The following is a 17436-nucleotide window of genomic DNA, read 5'->3' on the forward strand; positions in this document are numbered from 1 at the left end:
CGGTAGGGCGGCAAGCCCCCGAAACGTCACCGGTAGGGCGGCAAGCCCCCGAAACGTAACCGGTAGGGCGGCAAGCCCCCGAAACGTAACCGGTAGGGCGGCAAGAGCCCCTGGCGACGCCGCCCGAAGACCCGAAGGCCTGCGGACTCAGCCCGCGTGCGTCATCGACAGGAGGTCGAGCTTCGCGTCGAGCTCCTCCTCCGAGATCTCACCGCGCTCGACGTAGCCGAGGTCGATGACCGCGTCACGCACGGTGATGCCCTTGGCGACCGAGTGCTTGGCGATCTTGGCGGCTGCCTCGTAGCCGATGACCTTGTTCAGCGGCGTGACGATCGACGGGCTCATGCCGGCGAAGGCCGCAGCCCGCTCGACGTTGGCCTCCAGGCCGTCGATGGTCTTGTCGGCCAGCACGCGCACGGCGTTCGAGAGCAGACGGATCGACTCGAGCAGCGCCGTGCCCATCACCGGAATCGCCACGTTCAGCTCGAACGAGCCCGATGCGCCGGCCCATGCGACCGTCGCGTCGTTGCCGATCACGCGCGCACACACCATGAGCACGGCTTCGGGCACGACGGGGTTGACCTTGCCGGGCATGATCGACGAGCCGGGCTGCAGGTCGGGGATGTGCAGCTCTCCCAGACCCGTGTTCGGGCCCGATCCCATCCAGCGCAGGTCGTTGTTGATCTTCGTCAGCGACACGGCGATCGTGCGCAGCGCACCCGAGGTCTCGACCAGGCCGTCGCGGTTGGCCTGCGCCTCGAAGTGATCCTTCGCCTCGGTGATCGGCAGCTCGGTCTCGGCAGCGAGCAGCTCGATGACCTTCTGCGGGAAGCCGAGCGGGGTGTTGATGCCGGTGCCGACGGCAGTGCCGCCGAGGGGCACCTCCGCCACGCGGGGGAGAGCCGACTGCACGCGCTCGATGCCGAGGCGGATCTGACGGGCGTAGCCGCCGAACTCCTGGCCGAGGGTGACCGGCGTCGCGTCCATGAGGTGGGTGCGCCCCGACTTCACGACGTCCTTCCACGACTCCGCCTTCGCCTCGAGGGCGACGGCGAGGTGGTCGAGTGAGGGAATCAGGGTGTCGATGAGCGCCTGCGTGACGGCGATGTGCACCGACGTCGGGAACACGTCGTTCGACGACTGCGATGCGTTGACGTGGTCGTTCGGATGCACGGCCGAGCCGAGGATTCCGGATGCCAGGTTCGCCAGCACCTCGTTCATGTTCATGTTCGACGAGGTGCCGGAGCCGGTCTGGTAGGTGTCGACGGGGAACTCGCCGTCGTGCTTGCCGGAAGCGACCTCATCGGCAGCCTGGGCGATCGCGTCGGCGATTGCGCCGTCAAGGGTTCCGAGCTCCTTGTTGGCGAGCGCCGCGGCCTTCTTGATGCGGGCGAGGGCAGCGATCTGCGTCGATTCGAGGCCCTTGCCCGAGATGGGGAAGTTCTCGACGGCGCGCTGGGTCTGCGCGCTGTACAGCGCAGTGGCAGGCACGCGCACCTCGCCCATGGTGTCGTGTTCGATGCGGTACTCGATGTCGGTCATGCCGATCCCTCCTCAGAAGCGGGGATGTGCCCCTCGGTGTCGATGCCCACAGTGACGACGGGCACCGCGGTGCCCTCTGCGAGGCGGTAGTTCGCGCCCACGATGCCCAGCCGGCCGTCGGCGACGGCGTTGCTGATCATCTCGGACGAGTGCAGCAGGTCTGCGACGGTGTTGCGCAGGTGCTCGCGACCGACCAGTTCGGCGTCGATGTCGGCGGGCGTCGTGCCGCCGGTCTCGGCGAGCACCTTGCGCGCTGCCGGGACGATCGGTGCGATGAGCTTCCAGATGCCGGCCGGAAGCGGGGCCGAGTCGATGGCGGTGCCGTCGATCGCTGCGCGCACCGCTCCGCACGAGTCGTGCGCCAGCACGACGATCAGCGGCACGTTCAGGATGCCGACGGCATACTCCAGGCTGGCGACGATCGACTCGCCGATGACCTGCCCCGCGTTGCGGACGACGAACAGGTCGCCCAGGCCCTTGTCGAAGATGATCTCGGCGGCGAGACGCGAGTCCGAGCATCCGAACAGAGTCGCGATGGGCGCCTGGCCTTCGGCCAGCTCATGGCGCTTGGAGACGTCCTGGTGAGGATGCGCGGGCGTGCCGGCGACGAATCGCCTGTTGCCGTCGAGCATCTCCCGCCATGCCTCAGCGGGGGTGAGCGTTGCGGTCATTCGGCCTCCTCGAGGTCGTCGATCTGTGCGGACAGGGTCTCTGCCAGCTCGGCCGTCGCCTCGGGCGACTGCGAGCCGTACAGCAGGACGTAGTCGGGCCCGGCCTGGGTCCCGATGGCGTAGGAGATGTTGGCGGAGCCGCGACCGCGCAGGTCGAACTCGTCCCACTCGCGACCGGCGATCGTCGTCGTGCCGTTGGGGGCCATGCCGTCGAGAACCTGCGGTGCCCAGGTCACGTCGGCGTCGAACGCCTGCGCCACGCGGACGAATCCGCGCGCGTCGTCGGCGGCGGGGGCGAGCGTGATCGTCCAGACACGGGTGCTGCCACCCGAGAGGGCGGCCTCGTTGACCCGCCAGTAGTCGTCGGCCTCGACGACGAGTGCGGGCCGTTGCATCGACGTCTCGACGTCTGCGGCGATCGCGGCGACGTCGATCGCCGGGCGGTCGGGAACCTCGCCGCGAGGAACTCCCAGCACCACGATCGCGACCACTGCGACCGTCACGATCAGCGCGGCGATGAGGTTGCGGAACGTCTGGCTCGAGCGGTAGACGCGGCTGGCCTCCGCCTTGCGGTCGGCGGTCTCCTGCGCGGTCTCGGGTCGCCCGAGACCTGCGACGACCCGCGGTTCCCGGCTCATTCGCCCGCTCCGCCGGATGCCGCGTCGCGGGCGGCATCGAGCCGGCGCTTCGCGCCGAGAAGCCACTCCTCGCAACGGGCGGCCAGCGCCTCGCCGCGCTCCCACAGAGCCAGGGAGTGCTCGAGCGTGGGCGAGCCCTGCTCGAGCTCGGCGACCACGCGCACGAGTTCATCGCGTGCGGCCTCGAACGACAGTTCTTCGACAGGGGAGTCGCTGGGGGCAGTCACGCCCCCATCTTACCGGCGTGTCGGACATCGCCGATCCGGTGATGCCGCGGCGGAAAGGGGGCCGACACTCCAGATGTCGGACGCATCCCCGGAAAGCGTCCGACATCTGGAGTGTCGGCCCCCAGAACGTATCCGGAATGCCGGGGCCGGATGCCGGGACGGACCCGGAGCCCGGTCGAATGCCGAAGGCGGGTGCCGGGAACTGGTCAGCCGGCCTCGGGCGTCTCACCCTCGGACACCGCGCGCAGCGAGCCGCGGTCGACCGCCACCGTGAGCGCGGTGCCGACGGGAGCGTCGGCGGCGTCGCTGAGGATGCGCCCGTCGTCGAGGTGCACGATCGCATAGCCGCGCGCAAGGGTGGCGGCGGGGGAGAGGGCGCGCAGGGAGGCGCGCAGCTCGGCGGTGGAGCGCTGAGCGGCATCCAGCGCCCTGGTGACGGTGTCCCGGCCGCGGGATGCCAGCAGCCACACCTCCTGGGCGCGGTCGTCGATGATCGGATCGGGCGAGCGCAGCACCGGGCGCGAGCGCAGCTGCTCGAGCTGCGCGATGTCGTGCGAGATCCTCTGAGTGAGGCGTGTCGTGGCTCTGGCCCGCAGCTGCGCGACGATCGCGCGCTGCTCGCCGACATCCGGAACGATCCGCTTCGCGGCATCCGTCGGGGTCGAGGCGCGCAGATCGGCGACGTCGTCGAGCAGCGGGTGATCGTTCTCGTGCCCGATCGCGCTGACGACCGGGGTCGACGAGGCGGCCACGGCGCGCACGAGCCGCTCGTCGCTGAAGCCGAGCAGGGTCTGCGGGTCGCCGCCGCCGCGCGCGATGACGATCACGTCGACGTCGGGATCGGCATCCAGGCGCTGCAGCGCCGCGAGCACCTCGGGAACGCAGCGGTCTCCCTGCACGGCGACGTGCTCGGTGCGGAAATGCACCTGCGGCCAGCGCAGCTCGGCGTTGCGGTGCACGTCCTTCTCAGCATCCGACCGCTCGCCCGTGATCAGACCGATGCAGTGCGGCAGGAACGGCAGCGGCTTCTTGCGCGCGGAGTCGAACAGGCCCTCCTGTCGCAGCTGCGCCCGCAGCTTCTCGAGCTTCTCGAGCTGATCGCCGAGACCGACGTGCTTCATCGCCGAGACGATGAAGCTGAAGTCGCCGCCCTTGACGAAGTAGTCGGCCTTGACGGCCGCGACGACGTGGTCGCCCACGGCGAGGTCGGCGGGGATGCGCGGGCGCACGCTCGACCAGACGCGGATCGAGATCTGCGCATCGGAGCGGTTGTCCTTCAGGCGCGCGAAGACGTTGCCGCCCCGCAGGTTCCACGAGGTGATCTCGCCTTCCACCCAGACGGTGTTCCAGCGGGCGATGAAATCGCGGATCGTGCCGTTCAGCCGGGCGACCGAGGTGGGGGCATCCGGTCGCGAGTCGCGCGGCGCGACCGAGTCGGCGGGCGGCGGCTCGCCGGGGATCGCAGTGGCTTCGAAGACGGTCACCCGACCATTCTTCCGGATGCCGCCGACGCGGCGACCGAGACCGGCCCCGGCGTTGCATTCCGGGGGCCGACACTCCAGATGTCGGACGGATCCCGCGAATCCGTCCGACATCTGGAGTGTCGGCCCCCAGGGTGGCGCGGCCCTCGAGGTGCGGCGGCACCCGGAGCGGCGCGGCCGACTGGGTCGCGCAGCCCCCGCCCGCTCCCGGCCCGTGAACAGGTGGCGTCGGTAGACTGGCGGGGTGAGCTCAACCACTGTCTCGCTGCCTCTGCCGCACATCCCGACCCGTCGTCGCGCCGCCGAGCGTGCGCGCCTCGAGAACCGTCCGGTCGACGGTGAGAAGCGCGTGCTGCTGGCCGCCCCCCGTGGCTACTGCGCGGGAGTCGACCGCGCTGTCGTGGCCGTCGAGAAGGCGCTCGAGCGCTACGGCGCCCCCGTCTACGTGCGCAAGCAGATCGTGCACAACATCCACGTGGTGACCGAGCTCGAGCGGAAGGGTGCCATCTTCGTCGAGGAGGTCGATGAGGTGCCCGAGGGCGCGCACGTCGTCTTCAGCGCGCACGGCGTCTCGCCGGCGGTCGTGCAGGGCGCTGCGGATCGCGGGTTGCACGCGATCGACGCCACGTGCCCGCTCGTCACCAAGGTGCACCGCGAGGCCGTGCGCTTCGCGAGGGATGACTTCGAGATCCTGCTGATCGGTCACGAAGGGCATGAAGAGGTCGAGGGCACCGCGGGTCACGCGCCCGAGCGTGTCACCATCGTCAACTCGCCCGACGAGGCCGACACCGTGGTGGTGAAGGACCCGAGCAAGGTCGTGTGGCTCTCGCAGACGACGCTGTCCGTCGACGAGACGATGGAGACGGTGAACCGGCTGCGCACGCGATTCCCCGAACTGCAGAACCCGCCGTCGGATGACATCTGCTACGCCACGCAGAACCGTCAGGTGGCGATCAAGAAGGTGGCGAAGGATGCCGATCTCGTCATCGTCGTCGGCTCGGCGAACTCGTCGAACAGCGTGCGCCTGGTCGAGGTCGCCCTCGAGTACGGAGCGAAGGCCGCGTACCGCGTCGACTACGCCGACGAGGTGCGTCAGGAGTGGCTCGACGGGGTGCGCACGGTCGGCGTGACCAGCGGGGCCTCGGTGCCCGAGGTGCTCGTGCGCGAGGTTCTCGACGCCCTCGACGAGGCCGGCTACGCAGACATCGAAGAGGTGCGCACCGCGGAGGAGGACCTCATGTTCTCGCTGCCCAAGGAGCTGCGCCAGGACAACTCGGGCAAGCGCGACGAGCGCGCTCTCGGAGGTCGGGTCTCGCGCGCATGAGCGTCGATCGGCCGCAGTACGGTGAGTATGCCTCGCCTGAAGAGCAGCGTGCGCGTGCAGGTCTGCCCCCTCTGATCGCCGATCCGGCGCCGGCCGCAGCACCGTCGCCAGCCCCAGCCCGAGCGCATGGCCGCGGCGCTCGACCTGCGCCGCAGGGCACCCCGGCGCACCCGGTCGGCCGGCTCGTGACGCTGGTGCTGCTGGGCTTCGGGCTCGTGAACGTCCTGTCGTCGATTCCGCAGTTCGTGAACATGTCGACCACGCTGTCCGAGTCGATGTCGCTGCTCGGGCTCGAGGGAGAGTTCAGCAATTTCGCGGCTGCGCGCACGTGGGGCGTGATCGCCGTGGTGGTTCTGCTCGTCGGTTACGCGGCCACCGCATGGCTGTCGTTCCGGCAGATGAAGCGCGGCAGAGTCGCGTGGTGGATCCCGCTGATCGGCTTCGTCATCACGATGTCGTTGGTGTCGGGATGCATCTCGGTCGTGATGCTGGGCGATCCGGCATTCACCGCCGGACTGCTCAACGCACCCGCCGGGTAGCCTCGAGGGGTGTCAGAAGAGCAGATCGCGTTCCACGTCAGCTATGCCCTCGTCGAGTCCGCGGAAGGCGAGGATCCGACAGCGGTCGCGTCCGAGCTGCTGCGGGCAGAGCGCGTGCTCGCAGCATCCCGCGGGTCCGACGGCGGTGAAGCGGTCTTCCTGATCCCCGTCACCGAGAGCGGCGCTGTGGTCTCGCTCGATGCGGATGACCGGCTGCGGTTCGATCTGTCTGCTCTCGCTCTGCAGCAGAAGTTCGACGATGCCGGGCTGACGCTGCATCTCGGCGCCTCCGACGATGCTCTCGAGGAGGTCGATCAAGAGCTCGATGAGCAGTTCGGCGCCGCGTTCGAGCAGCTCGACGACCCTGCAGCGGCTTCGGAGGACCTCGGCGGGTTCGGGATGCCCGACAGCGTCGACGACGACGGCTTCGCCGTGCAGCCGGTCACGGTTGCGGAGTTCTCGCGGCGCGGGCCGTGGGGTGCGCGCATCACCGCGCAGATCACCGGCGCCGATGTCGAATACGTCGAGACGGAGACCTGGTCGCTGTACCGCTACGCTACCGGCGGCACGCATCTGGCGGTCACGAGCGGCCGCGCCGACAATCCGATCATCGAGGTGAACCTCCCCGAGCATGGGGAGGCGTGGATCGAGGTCACCGCCGACGGAGGCACGGGGATGTTCTGGCCGAACATCGAGCGGTTCACGCAGCCGCTGCTCGATGTCGACACCATCGCGGTGCCGCAGAGCGCCGAGGTCTACCGGCGCATGCTTCTCGAGGCCGACGGCACCGGCGACGAGCTGCGCGGACTGCGCCTGGGCGTCGCGCTCGACATCGATGCGGCGGTGCGGGCATGTGCACCGGAGGCGCTCGGCGGGACGGTCGGCGAGCTCGAGCGCATCGGAGCCTTCGTCGCCGCGTTCGGCGTGCCGGCATCACTCGTCGCCGCCGGTATCGACGGGAACGGAGCCGGGCAGCGGTACGCGCCCCGTGGCTGGCCCCGAACGGTGATCGACCTCGCAGTCGGCGGCGTCGCCGAACTCACGGCACTGACCCGTCGTGAGCGTCCGCTCGCGCGGGCCGCGCGATTCCTGCGGGAGAGGCCGGCGCTCGGCGCGGCGATCAGTGTCGCGGAGTTCACCGCCGGAGTCGCTGCCGGGCGGTCGCGTTCGGCGGCTACGAGAGGAATCGGCGTGCTGATGGTCTGCGACGCGATCATCGATCTGGCGATCTGGGTGCGTCGCAGCCGCGCTCGCGGGCACTGAGCCGCGACCGCTGCGTCGACGACAAGAGGGATGCCCGGACCGCCAAGCGGTCAGGGCATCCCTCTTCCGTGTCAGAGAGCGCTCAGCTCTCGGGCTGTGGTCAGCTCTTCGACTGACCGTACGAGCCGAGCTGACGGGTCGACTCGACGACGCGAGCGGCCATCGCCGACTCGGCGATCTTGCCCCAGGCGCGCGGGTCGTACTGCTTCTTGTTTCCGACCTCGCCGTCGACCTTGAGCACGCCGTCGTAGTTCTTGAACATGTAGTCGGCGATCGCCCGCGTGTACGCGTACTGGGTGTCGGTGTCGATGTTCATCTTGATCACGCCGTTGGCGACCGCCAGGGCGATCTCCTCGTCGCTGGATCCGGAGCCGCCGTGGAAGACGAGGTCGAGCGGCTTCGGACCCGTGTTGTACTTCGCGGCGACCTCGGCTTGGATCTCGCCCAGCAGCTCGGGGCGCAGCTTCACGCCGCCCGGCTTGTAGACGCCGTGCACGTTGCCGAAGGTGAGGGCGGCGATGTAGCGGCCCTGCTCGCCGAGGCCGAGGGCCTGGATCGCCTGGTCGACGTCGGCGAAGGTGGTGTAGAGGGCGTCGTTCGAACCCTCGTGGGCGACACCGTCCTCTTCGCCGCCGACGACGCCGATCTCGACCTCGAGAATGGCGTTGATCGCCTTCATACGGGGCAGAAGCTCCTTGGCGATCTCGATGTTCTCGTCGAGCGGCACAGCCGAGCCGTCCCACATGTGCGACTGGAAGATCGGGTTGCGGCCCGCCTTCACCTCTTCCTCGGATGCCGCGATCAGCGGCTCGACGAACCCGCCGAGCGCATCCTTCGGGCAGTGGTCGGTGTGCAGGGCGACGGTCACGGGGTAGTTCTTGGCGACCTCGGTCGCGTAGCGCGCGAAAGCGAGGGCGCCGGTGGCGCGAGCCTTCACGGTGTGGCCCGCGAAATAGTCGGCCCCGCCCGTGGTCACCTGGATGATGCCGTCGGAGCCTGCCTCGGTGAGACCCTGCAGAACGGCGTTGATCGTCTGCGAGCTCGAGACGTTGAAAGCGGGATACGCGAAGCCACCGGCCTTCGCGCGGTCGAGCATCTCTGCGTACTGTTCCGGAGTGGCTACGGGCATGAGTTCTCCTGCTTCTGTCGGTCGGGGTGCATGCTCACTTTAGCCCGCAGGGGTGCGGATATCCGCGTGGTTACGCCCGCCCGGGCGCGAATCTTTATCAGGTGGCAAGAAGTGCGTTTTCTTCGCCTTCATATCGTGAAAAGTCCCGATTTCCATCCTGCTTCGTCACTAGGCTGACCGGCATGGTGAGCCTCACAGCAGATCTCAGCCCCCTCCGTCCCGACCGCAACCTCGCGATGGAGCTCGTACGCGCCACCGAGGCGGCGGCCATCCGTGCCGTGCCGTTCATCGGCCGCGGCGCGAAGGAGGCTGCGGACGGCGCTGCCGTCGACGCGATGCGCGCCTTCCTCGGAACGGTCGACTTCCAGGGCCGGGTCGTCATCGGCGAGGGCGAGAAGGACAACGCTCCCATGCTGTTCAACGGCGAGGTGGTCGGCACCGGTCGAGGCCCCGAGTGCGACATCGCCGTCGATCCGATCGACGGCACGACGCTGACTGCGGAAGGACGCCAGAACGCTCTCTCCGTGCTGGCGGTCTCCGATCGCGGCTCGATGCTCGACGCGTCGAGCGTCTTCTACATGGACAAGCTCGTCACCGGGCCGGCCGGAGTCGGCGTGGTCGACATCCGCAAGCCCATCGGCGAGAACGTGCGTCGCCTCGCGAAGGCCCTCGGCAAGCCGGTCGACGAGCTCGTCGTCTCGGTGCTGAACCGCCCACGTCACGAGAAGCTCATCGCCGAGATCCGCGAGGCCGGGGCCGGCACCCGCCTGATGAGCGACGGCGACGTCGCCGGCGGCATCAACGCCGCGCGCCACGACGCCCGCACTGACATGTGCGTCGGCATCGGCGGCAGCCCCGAGGGGATCGTCACCGCCTGCGCGATCAAGGCGCTCGGCGGTCACATCCAGGGCGTGCTCTGGCCGCGCGACGACGACGAGCGCCAGCGCGGGATCGACGCGGGGCTCGATTTCGACAAGGTGTACGAGGCCGACGACCTCGTGCAGGGGAACAACACGATCTTCGTCGCGACCGGCGTCACCGATGGTCAGCTCGTGCGGGGCGTGCGGCGTGAGGGAAACTACCTCTACACCGAGAGCGTCGTGCTGCGTGGCGCGTCGGGCACACTGCGTCGCATCGTGTCGGACCACCTCGTCTCGAAGTGGCTCTGACCCTGGCATCCGACCTCGCATCCCGGCATTCCCAGCAGAGGCTGGCAGAATAGACGTGTACGGCGTGACCAGCGCGCCGCCATGGTCATGAAGAGGAGTGCTCGGGATGCCGTTGAACGAGACGTCTGCGAGTCCGAGCCGCGCCGCGCACATCACCACCCCGACCGGCCGCATCCTCCGTGTCACCGAGGAGCAGATCATGGCCGCTCAGCAGGCCAAGGCCGCGGTGCAGCCCGGATTCGATCCAGCACGCCGTGCGGACGTGCTCTTCCGGGTTCGGCGCGAAGAGGGACACGAGCTGAGCTCGTGGTGGTTCATCGGCGCGTTCCTCGCGACCTCCAGCGTCGTCATCGCGCTGCTGTCGTGGGTGCCGGGCGGCGCGTGAGTCGCCGAGCGCTCACTCGGGCCTCTCAGTAGGAGTCGAGGACGGCGCGCATGTCGCCGAGGCCGAACTGGTCGGCGATCTGCTTCGCGCTGTGCCCACCGGCATCCTGATCGGCACCGGCATCGAGCAGCAGCCGCAGCAGCGGCTCGTTGCGGCGGAACACGGCGCACGAGACCGCGGTCTGCCCGTTCGCGTTGACGGCGTCCAGGTCGGCGCCCCGTGCGATCAGCTCACCGACCGTCTCGACGTGCTCGGCGTAGGCGGCGACGATGAGCAGGGTGTCCTGACGTGGATTGCGCACGTCGACGGGCACACCGGCGTCGATCATCTCGCCCAGGGGTTCGGTGCGACCCTGGCGGGCGAGGTCGAAAGTGCCCTCGATGACTTCGAGGCTCAGTCCGTTCGTCACCTGACCATTGTCTCGGATGTCGCCAGGTCAGGCCACAGCGGGCTCGAGCTCACACACGAGCGGGGCCGAGAGAGCCACGCCCAGGGCGGCGCCGAGTGCCGCGACATCGCGCACCGCTGCACGACGGGCGGCGTCGATGACGATCTGCGCGCACGCACGGGCGTCGGCGAGAGCGTCGTGGTGCGCGAACTCGCCGAAACCGGCCGCAGCGGCCGCGAGCGGCAGTCGGTACGAGTCCAGCGTGTAGGTCTTGCGGGCCACGGCGAGCGAGCACAGTGAGCGGTACGGCGGCGCGGCGAGGCCGGTGGCCTCACAGGCGCGACGCAGCACGTTCAGGTCGAATCCGGCGTTGTGCGCGACGAGCACGTCATCTCCCGCGAAATCGCAGAGGCGGTCGAGCTGCTCCGCCCACGTCGCGGCACCGATGACGTGGTGCGGATGGATGCCGTGGATCCGGATGTTCCACTCGTTGAAGTCGTCGTGACCCATCGGCGGACGGATAAGCCATCCGGTCTGCGCGACCACCGCGCTGTCGCGGACGCGGACGAGCCCGACGGAGCAAGCGGAGGCGGGACTGGAGTTCGCCGTCTCGAAATCGATCGCAGTGAAGTCCAGTGGCACGGATCCACCATCCCGCGGCATCCGGACGCCGCCCGGCAGGCTCGCCGTAGGCTGACGAACATGGGCGATTCGCGAGCGACATCCTTCGGCGCCGAGGCCGACAGTTACGAGGCGGCTCGACCGGACTATCCCTTCGAGGCGGTCGCGTGGATGCTCGAGTGCATGCCCGAGGGGTCGCGTCGTCTCGCGGATGTCGGCGCGGGCACCGGCAAACTCACCCGGGTGGTCGTCGAGGCGCGCGACGCGGAGGTCGTCGCCATCGATCCGGATGCCACCATGCTCGCGAAGCTGCGTGAGCAGGTGCCGGGCGTGCCGATGTTCCTCGGCACAGCGGAGGCGCTGCCGCTTCCGGATGCCAGTGTCGACGCGGTCGTGCTGGGGCAGGCGTGGCACTGGGCCGACCCCGTCACCGCGTCCGCGGAGATCGGGCGGGTGGTGCGCCCGGGTGGGACGCTGGGGCTGATCTGGAACGCACGCGACGGCCGCGTCGACTGGGTGCGCCGGCTCACGGCGATCATGCGCGCGAGCGCCGCGGAAGAGATGCTCGACGCCGGCGGTCCCACCGTCGCACCGCCGTTCGGCTCGCTGGAGGGCGAGCGGTGGGAGTGGCGGCGGCCGATGACGCGTGCCCAGCTGCACCGGATGGCTGCGTCGCGCAGCCACCTCATCACCGCATCGGAGAGTGAGCGGGCGAGCATCCGGCGGGGGATGGACGACCTGTTCGACGAACTGGGGCTGGATGAGGAGTCGAGCATCGACGTGCCGTACGTGACCTGGGCATTCCGGGCGCTGCGCGGCTGATCCCACCGACTCTGCGGCGGCGTCCCCGCCGGTAGACTCGTATCCCGTGGCTCTTACTATCGGAATCGTCGGCCTGCCCAACGTCGGCAAGTCCACCCTCTTCAACGCGCTGACCAAGAACGACGTGCTCGCAGCGAACTACCCGTTCGCGACGATCGAGCCGAACATCGGCGTGGTGAACCTGCCCGATCCGCGCCTGCAGGTGCTGGCCGGGATCTTCGGCAGCGAGCGCATCCTGCCCGCCACCGTGTCGTTCGTCGACATCGCCGGCATCGTGCGCGGCGCGAGCGAGGGGGAGGGGCTCGGCAACCAGTTCCTCGCCAACATCCGCGAGGCCGACGCGATCGCGCAGGTCGTGCGCGGCTTCGTCGACGATGACGTCGTGCATGTCGAGGGAACCGTCGACCCCAAGGGCGACATGGAGACCATCAACGCCGAGCTCATGCTCGCCGATCTGCAGACGATCGAGAAGGCGCTGCCGCGCTTCGAGAAGGAAGTGAAGCAGAAGAAGACCGACCCGTCGGTTCTGGATGCCGCGAACGCAGCGAAGGATGCCCTCGAGCGCGGTCAGCTGCTCTCGACGGCGGGCATCGACCTGTCGCCGATCAAGGAGCTCGGTCTGCTGACGGCGAAGCCGTACATCTACGTGTTCAACGTCGACGAATCGGTGCTCACCGACGAGGAGCGGAAGGCAGAGCTGCAGGCTCTTGTCGCGCCCGCGCAGGCCGTGTTCCTCGACGCGAAGATCGAGTCGGAGCTGATCGGGCTGGACCCGGAGGACGCGCAGGAGCTGCTGGAGGCCACCGGTCAGACCGAATCGGGTCTCGACCAGCTCGCCCGCATCGGCTTCGCGACGCTCGGTCTGCAGACTTATCTCACCGCCGGCCCCAAGGAGTCGCGCGCCTGGACCATCCCGCAGGGCGCGAAGGCGCCGCAGGCGGCAGGCGTGATCCACACCGACTTCGAGAAGGGCTTCATCAAGGCCGAGGTCATCTCGTTCGAGGATCTCGTCGCGACGGGTTCGGTCGCAGAAGCGCGTGCGAAGGGGAAGGCCCGCCTCGAGGGCAAGGATTACGTCATGCAGGACGGCGACGTGGTGGAGTTCCGCTTCAACGTCTAGGGAGCCGGCCTGGCCAGGGGTTGTGTTGCTTGGGCCCTGCGGGCAAGGGGTCTGAGTGCTCCGATCCAACGTCTGGCGATAGGTCCATAGATGCCTTCTGCGGCCCGAACACGTCTCTCGTTGTCGGTGGCCATAGCTAAGGTTCCGATGGACCTGCTCCACTTCGAAGGGACCACGACGGGGCGGACATCGCGGTGGCCGCCGCGCGTGAGCTGTGGGACGCCGGCCTCACCACCCCCGGCGCCCATGCGCGCCTCGACGCGTCGCCGCGCCGGCTACGGCCGCTACGACGAGAGCACTGCGACCCGCCTGGGCCGCAGGCCAGAGCAGCTACTCGCGGACTACGGCGGTGACCTGCGCCGGCTGCGTCCAGCGGGGCACGCGGAGCCCGCGGCCCTGAGCCGTCTGCTGCGCGCCTTTCCCGGCATCGGGCCCGCCGGGGCGCAGATCTTCCTGCGCGAGCTCCAGGGGATCTGGTCCCTCCCGCCGGTCTTCGATGCCAGGCGCTCGAGGGCACGCGCCGGGCGGGGCTGCCAGCCGAGCCCGAGGCGCTGGCCGCGCTGGTCGCCCCTGCCGACCGGGCGCGGTTCGTCGCCGCGCTCGTGCGCCGCGCGCCGCGCGCTGCGCGTTGCGGAAGTAGCCCCGGACGCGAGGGGAGCGGGCGCCAGGCCGCGCCCTTGCCGTGCGCGGAAAAATGAGTAAGCTCAAAAATAGGCGCGCAGGTTGCGCGGCTGCCGCCCCGGCGGCCCATCGAGGAGGAACATCATGAGCGACATCGCCCGCGTCACCGTGCTGGGCGCCGGAGTGCTCGGCGCCCAGATCGCCTACCAGACCGCCTACTCCGGCTTCGACGTCACCGTCTACGACATCGGCGACGAGGCCCTGAGCGCCGGCCGCAAGCGCCTGGACGCGCTCGTCACCGCCTACCGGGCCGAGGTCGAGGGCGCCACCGAGGCCAGCACGCAGGCAGCGCTCGAGCGCCTGGCGATGACGACGGACCTCGCGCAGGCCGCGGGGAATGCCGATCTCATCATCGAGGCCGTCCCGGAGCGCCTCGACATAAAGCGCGAGACATACGAGAAGCTCGCGGCGCTCGCCCCCGAGCACACGATCTTCGCGACGAACTCCTCGACCCTGTTGCCCAGCGACATGAAGGACTTCACGGGGCGGCCCGACCGCTTCCTCGCCCTGCACTTCGCCAACCAGATCTGGAAGTTCAACACCGCCGAGGTCATGGGCACAGCGGAGACGAACCCCGCGGTTTTCGACACGGTCGTGGAGTTCGCCCGCGCCATCGGTATGGTGCCCATTCCCGTGCTCAAGGAGCGCCCCGGCTACGTGCTCAACTCGCTGCTCGTGCCTTTCCTCAATGCGGCCCTCGACCTGGCGGCGGGCGGCTACGCACAGCCAGAGGACGTCGACAACGTCTGGCGGATCGCCACGGGCGCGCCCATGGGACCGTTCCAGATCTACGACATCGTGGGCCTCGGCACCGCCTACAACATCCTGTCGAGCGGCGATGAGCACAGCCAGCGCCTCGCCGCCTGGCTCAAGGAGCACTACATCGACCGCGGCCGCATGGGCGCCGGCGCGGGCGGCGGCTTCTACGACGACCCGCAGGGCTGAGCCCCGCCCGCTCTGTGGTGGAGGTGGGCCGCGCTCGGTAGGCTCGACCTGCCGCGCCATGGGTGCGGCGGGCGCGCCGCCGGGCGGCCCGGTCGCTAGGAGTTCCGTGTCTGTGCAGCGCTGAGGGACGGCGATTCCGAGGCGGGCCCGGCCCGCCGGGAGACAGCCGCCGACCGCCGCGAATGGGCGGCCATGTGCGCCACGTCCGCGTGCCCACGATGCGGGGCATCCCCCTGCTCGCCCTCGCCCTCGGCGCCGTGCTGCCTGCCCCGACCGCGCTCGCGCCGCCGCTGCATTACCCGCAGGTCGACGCGGGGTCGCTGCTGGGCATCATCTCCGGGGCCATGGTCACCTTGGCCGGCCTCGTCTTCAGCGCGCTGACAGCCGACATGAGCCTGGGCGTCACCGCCCTGTCCGTGCGCATCTCGCCGGTCTTCCAGGCCGATCGCGTCATCCAGTGGGGGCTGGGTTGCTTCGTGGGCACGTTCGCCTATGCGCTTCTCATCGCGCTCTCGATCGCAGTGGGCGGGGACGCCTACCGCCCCTGGGACTCGACCGTCGTGGCGGTGGACATCACCGTGGGCTGCGGCGCCAAGTTCATCGCGGTCGCCGCGACTCCACCCGCTACGACCCGGCCCGCTTCCACACCCGCGTTGCGGAGCTCGCCACCGGCACCGTCGCCGGCGGCCGCTCGGTGCGCCGGCGCCGCCGCGCCCCGGGGGGGGGCGTGCTCGCCGTCAACATCCCGCGCCTGCTCGACTGCGAGGACCCGTGGGGCATGCGCATCGAGCTCGTGCCCAGCCTGGGCACTCCCGCGCCGAGCGGCGGGATCCTTTTGCGGACCTCGGCGCCGGTGGGCCGGGCCCAGTGCCGCGCGCTCGAATCGGCGCTGGCGTTCGCGACGCGCTCTCGCCCGTCAGCGGGCACTTCGGCGCGATCCGCGCCATGGTCGACATCGCGCTCAAGGCGCTCTCGCCCGCGGTCAACGACCGCAGCCGCGCCGTCCAGGCGCTCGACGAGATCGAGGACCTCCTCGCCGAACTCGCCTCGGACATCGCGAAGCGCGAGGCGCTCCTGCCGCCCACCCCGACGCGTCGGTGCTGCGCGACTGGACGCGCAGCTGGGCCGGCTACGTGGCCGCGGCCACCGACGAGATCCGCCAGTACGGGACCGGGAGCGTCCAGATCCAGCGGCGGCTGCGGGCGCTCTTCCCGTCGCGCGCCGGATGCCGATCACCCGGCGCGATATTGAGTGTACTCAGAATTGAGTCGACTACAATTGCCGCATGGAAACTCGGGATGACACGGAGCTGGCGCCCTCGGCGACGCTGGGCAGGCGCGAGCGGGCGAAGGCGGAGAAGAGCGCCCGCATCCTCGCCGCGGCGCGCGCGCTCTTCGAGGAGCGCGGTTTCGAGCGGACCTCGATGAGCGAGGTCGCGCGCGCGGCGGATGTGGCCGAGGGCACTGTCTTCCAGTACGCGGCGACGAAGGTCGAGCTGCTCATGATGGTCGTCGATGCGCTCTGGGGAGCCCATGAGCGCGGGACGACCACCCCTTCGCTCTCTGCGTTCGTCGCGCCCGGCGTCGCGACGGCGGGCGGGGAGACCGCGGACCGGATCGCGGAGCTGATCTCGCCGCTCGTCACCGCGATGCGGCGGTGGTCCGAGCTTGCGACGTGGGTCGCCCGCGAGATCCTCTTCGGTGCGGACATGCCGCATCGCCGGCGGGTCCTCGACCACGTCGATCGCCTAGAAGAGCAGATCGCCGCGCGCCTGCAGGACGGCCGGGCCGACGCTTCCGGTGCGATCGGAGCGGCGCGGGACGGTGTGACAGGCACTGCCGGCGAGGAGCCCGGTGCGGCTGCGACAACCGGCGCCCGGCTCATCGTCGCCGGGGTGCTGGCCGAGCTCAACCGCTCCCGGCAGGGGCGCATCGACGGCCAGGACGTCGATGTTGTGCTCCGCCGGCTCATCGACCTCGTGGTGGCGGGGGTGGGCGCCGCCCGGTGACCCGGAAGCCGTCCGGGCCGTTCGGGCCGCCGCTGGTAACGGCGGGCGCCGCCGCGATTGCCCACCGCGCGGCCGGCATGCGCGTGCCCGCCGCGGTCGTGTAGGGCCCCACGGACAGGTCCTCGCCCAGCAGGGCGGGGGCGATGGCGCCATCGGAGAACTCCACTGCCGGAGATGTCGTTGTCCTCGTAGACCCCTGCTGGAGTCCATCCTATAGCCTTGATGAGCGCCTCGGCGTCCTCCCCGTGGCGGTCCACACCCAGGCGACGGTTCTCGCGATCCTGAGAGATCCGCAGGTAGACGGCGGCCCGGCGAGGCTCAGCACTCATGGAGTCAATCTACGTCAGAGGTTATTCGGCTATCGAACGTGGTGGAGTTCCGCTTCAACGTCTAGTCGCGTTCCGCCTCAACGTCTGGTTCGAGTGCCTGCATTTCCTACAGGGAGCTCCGGGCGCCAGATTCATGTGCCACCCGCAGGCAATT

Annotated in this window: 18 protein-coding genes and 1 pseudogene; 11 read left to right on the top strand and 8 right to left on the bottom strand. The window is 69.7% G+C overall.

What is annotated here, in order from left to right; translation table 11 throughout:
• Window positions 1–147: 147 nt before the first annotated feature.
• The 5 genes from V2S05_RS00650 to xseA form a co-directional block, all read right to left on the bottom strand.
• Window positions 148–1542 carry a class II fumarate hydratase gene (locus tag V2S05_RS00650; RefSeq protein WP_413633335.1) on the bottom strand — a complete coding sequence of 465 codons (1395 nt, stop codon included), beginning with the start codon at window positions 1540–1542 and terminating at the stop codon, window positions 148–150.
• Window positions 1539–2213, bottom strand: coding sequence for a carbonic anhydrase (locus tag V2S05_RS00655; RefSeq protein ID WP_271638209.1), 675 nt, complete (start codon window positions 2211–2213; stop codon window positions 1539–1541). The genes V2S05_RS00650 and V2S05_RS00655 overlap by 4 nt, the downstream gene beginning before the upstream one ends.
• Window positions 2210–2851 carry a DUF4245 family protein gene (locus tag V2S05_RS00660; protein WP_413633337.1) on the bottom strand — a complete coding sequence of 214 codons (642 nt, stop codon included), beginning with the start codon at window positions 2849–2851 and terminating at the stop codon, window positions 2210–2212. The genes V2S05_RS00655 and V2S05_RS00660 overlap by 4 nt, the downstream gene beginning before the upstream one ends.
• Window positions 2848–3078: an exodeoxyribonuclease VII small subunit gene (locus V2S05_RS00665; RefSeq protein WP_271638205.1), complete on the bottom strand. Its 231-nt coding sequence runs from the start codon at window positions 3076–3078 to the stop codon at window positions 2848–2850. Before V2S05_RS00665 ends, V2S05_RS00660 begins: the two co-directional genes overlap by 4 nt.
• Window positions 3079–3284: 206 nt before the next feature.
• Window positions 3285–4562, bottom strand: coding sequence for an exodeoxyribonuclease VII large subunit (gene xseA / locus V2S05_RS00670; protein WP_413633338.1), 1278 nt, complete (start codon window positions 4560–4562; stop codon window positions 3285–3287).
• A 277-nt stretch (window positions 4563–4839) separates the two neighbouring features.
• Between xseA and V2S05_RS00675 the strand changes: the two genes are divergently transcribed.
• The 3 genes from V2S05_RS00675 to V2S05_RS00685 are packed head-to-tail and all read left to right on the top strand — an operon-like array spanning window position 4840 to window position 7685.
• Window positions 4840–5883 (top strand): 4-hydroxy-3-methylbut-2-enyl diphosphate reductase, encoded by a 1044-nt coding sequence (locus tag V2S05_RS00675; protein ID WP_413635184.1) that lies wholly within the window; start codon window positions 4840–4842, stop codon window positions 5881–5883.
• A complete protein-coding gene (locus V2S05_RS00680; RefSeq protein ID WP_413633339.1) occupies window positions 5880–6422 on the top strand; it encodes a DUF6264 family protein in 543 nt (180 codons plus the stop codon). Before V2S05_RS00675 ends, V2S05_RS00680 begins: the two co-directional genes overlap by 4 nt.
• A gap of 9 nt (window positions 6423–6431) precedes the next feature.
• Complete coding sequence (locus V2S05_RS00685) at window positions 6432–7685, top strand: hypothetical protein (RefSeq protein ID WP_413633341.1); 1254 nt, start codon at window positions 6432–6434, stop codon at window positions 7683–7685.
• 100 nt (window positions 7686–7785) lie between these two features.
• Here V2S05_RS00685 and fbaA read toward each other — a convergent pair whose 3' ends face one another.
• Window positions 7786–8814, bottom strand: a complete 1029-nt coding sequence (gene fbaA / locus V2S05_RS00690; RefSeq protein ID WP_413633343.1) for a class II fructose-bisphosphate aldolase — start codon at window positions 8812–8814, stop codon at window positions 7786–7788.
• A 182-nt stretch (window positions 8815–8996) separates the two neighbouring features.
• On the opposite strand from fbaA, the gene glpX reads away from it, so the two are divergent.
• Both glpX and V2S05_RS00700 read left to right on the top strand, forming a co-directional pair.
• Window positions 8997–9983, top strand: a complete 987-nt coding sequence (gene glpX / locus V2S05_RS00695) for a class II fructose-bisphosphatase (protein ID WP_271638198.1) — start codon at window positions 8997–8999, stop codon at window positions 9981–9983.
• A gap of 106 nt (window positions 9984–10089) precedes the next feature.
• A complete protein-coding gene (locus V2S05_RS00700; RefSeq protein WP_271638196.1) occupies window positions 10090–10368 on the top strand; it encodes a hypothetical protein in 279 nt (92 codons plus the stop codon).
• Window positions 10369–10393: 25 nt separating this feature from the next.
• On the opposite strand, the gene V2S05_RS00705 is transcribed toward V2S05_RS00700, so the two are convergent.
• Together V2S05_RS00705 and V2S05_RS00710 are read right to left on the bottom strand one after the other, a co-directional pair.
• A complete protein-coding gene (locus tag V2S05_RS00705) occupies window positions 10394–10777 on the bottom strand; it encodes an ankyrin repeat domain-containing protein (protein ID WP_271638194.1) in 384 nt (127 codons plus the stop codon).
• A 27-nt stretch (window positions 10778–10804) separates the two neighbouring features.
• Window positions 10805–11398, bottom strand: coding sequence for a 3'-5' exonuclease (locus V2S05_RS00710; protein ID WP_413633346.1), 594 nt, complete (start codon window positions 11396–11398; stop codon window positions 10805–10807).
• 60 nt (window positions 11399–11458) lie between these two features.
• Here V2S05_RS00710 and V2S05_RS00715 point away from each other — a divergent pair, with 60 nt between their 5' ends.
• The 6 genes and pseudogenes from V2S05_RS00715 (at window position 11459) to V2S05_RS00740 (ending at window position 16953) form a co-directional block, all read left to right on the top strand.
• Entirely contained in the window at window positions 11459–12199 is a 741-nt protein-coding gene (locus V2S05_RS00715) for a class I SAM-dependent methyltransferase (protein WP_413633347.1), read from the top strand.
• Between the two features lie 46 nt (window positions 12200–12245).
• Complete coding sequence (gene ychF, locus V2S05_RS00720; RefSeq protein WP_413633349.1) at window positions 12246–13319, top strand: redox-regulated ATPase YchF; 1074 nt, start codon at window positions 12246–12248, stop codon at window positions 13317–13319.
• A 765-nt stretch (window positions 13320–14084) separates the two neighbouring features.
• The gene (locus V2S05_RS00725; RefSeq protein ID WP_271638189.1) at window positions 14085–14945 is read left to right on the top strand and encodes a 3-hydroxyacyl-CoA dehydrogenase; all 861 of its coding nucleotides are present in this window, start codon (window positions 14085–14087) and stop codon (window positions 14943–14945) included.
• A 218-nt stretch (window positions 14946–15163) separates the two neighbouring features.
• Window positions 15164–15472: pseudogene (locus V2S05_RS00730) on the top strand (DUF2254 family protein); the annotation flags it as partial.
• 418 nt (window positions 15473–15890) lie between these two features.
• Entirely contained in the window at window positions 15891–16196 is a 306-nt protein-coding gene (locus tag V2S05_RS00735) for a DUF2254 family protein (protein WP_413635185.1), read from the top strand.
• Between the two features lie 34 nt (window positions 16197–16230).
• Window positions 16231–16953, top strand: coding sequence for a TetR/AcrR family transcriptional regulator (locus V2S05_RS00740; protein WP_413633351.1), 723 nt, complete (start codon window positions 16231–16233; stop codon window positions 16951–16953).
• Window positions 16954–17436: the final 483 nt, after the last annotated feature.

Source organism: Microbacterium sp. OR16, assembly GCF_047306725.1.
In the GTDB taxonomy this organism is placed as follows: domain Bacteria; phylum Actinomycetota; class Actinomycetes; order Actinomycetales; family Microbacteriaceae; genus Microbacterium.

Bases quoted from the DNA above. Each gene is read 5' to 3' on its own strand.
- glpX (WP_271638198.1), top strand. From the start codon at position 8,997: ATGGTGAGCCTCACAGCAGATCTCAGCCCCCTCCGTCCCGACCGCAAC.
- V2S05_RS00650 (WP_413633335.1), bottom strand. From the start codon at position 1,542: ATGACCGACATCGAGTACCGCATCGAACACGACACCATGGGCGAGGTG.
- V2S05_RS00655 (WP_271638209.1), bottom strand. From the start codon at position 2,213: ATGACCGCAACGCTCACCCCCGCTGAGGCATGGCGGGAGATGCTCGAC.
- V2S05_RS00700 (WP_271638196.1), top strand. From the start codon at position 10,090: ATGCCGTTGAACGAGACGTCTGCGAGTCCGAGCCGCGCCGCGCACATC.
- V2S05_RS00740 (WP_413633351.1), top strand. From the start codon at position 16,231: ATGGAAACTCGGGATGACACGGAGCTGGCGCCCTCGGCGACGCTGGGC.
- V2S05_RS00725 (WP_271638189.1), top strand. From the start codon at position 14,085: ATGAGCGACATCGCCCGCGTCACCGTGCTGGGCGCCGGAGTGCTCGGC.
- V2S05_RS00735 (WP_413635185.1), top strand. From the start codon at position 15,891: ATGGTCGACATCGCGCTCAAGGCGCTCTCGCCCGCGGTCAACGACCGC.
- V2S05_RS00715 (WP_413633347.1), top strand. From the start codon at position 11,459: ATGGGCGATTCGCGAGCGACATCCTTCGGCGCCGAGGCCGACAGTTAC.
- fbaA (WP_413633343.1), bottom strand. From the start codon at position 8,814: ATGCCCGTAGCCACTCCGGAACAGTACGCAGAGATGCTCGACCGCGCG.
- V2S05_RS00660 (WP_413633337.1), bottom strand. From the start codon at position 2,851: ATGAGCCGGGAACCGCGGGTCGTCGCAGGTCTCGGGCGACCCGAGACC.
- V2S05_RS00680 (WP_413633339.1), top strand. From the start codon at position 5,880: ATGAGCGTCGATCGGCCGCAGTACGGTGAGTATGCCTCGCCTGAAGAG.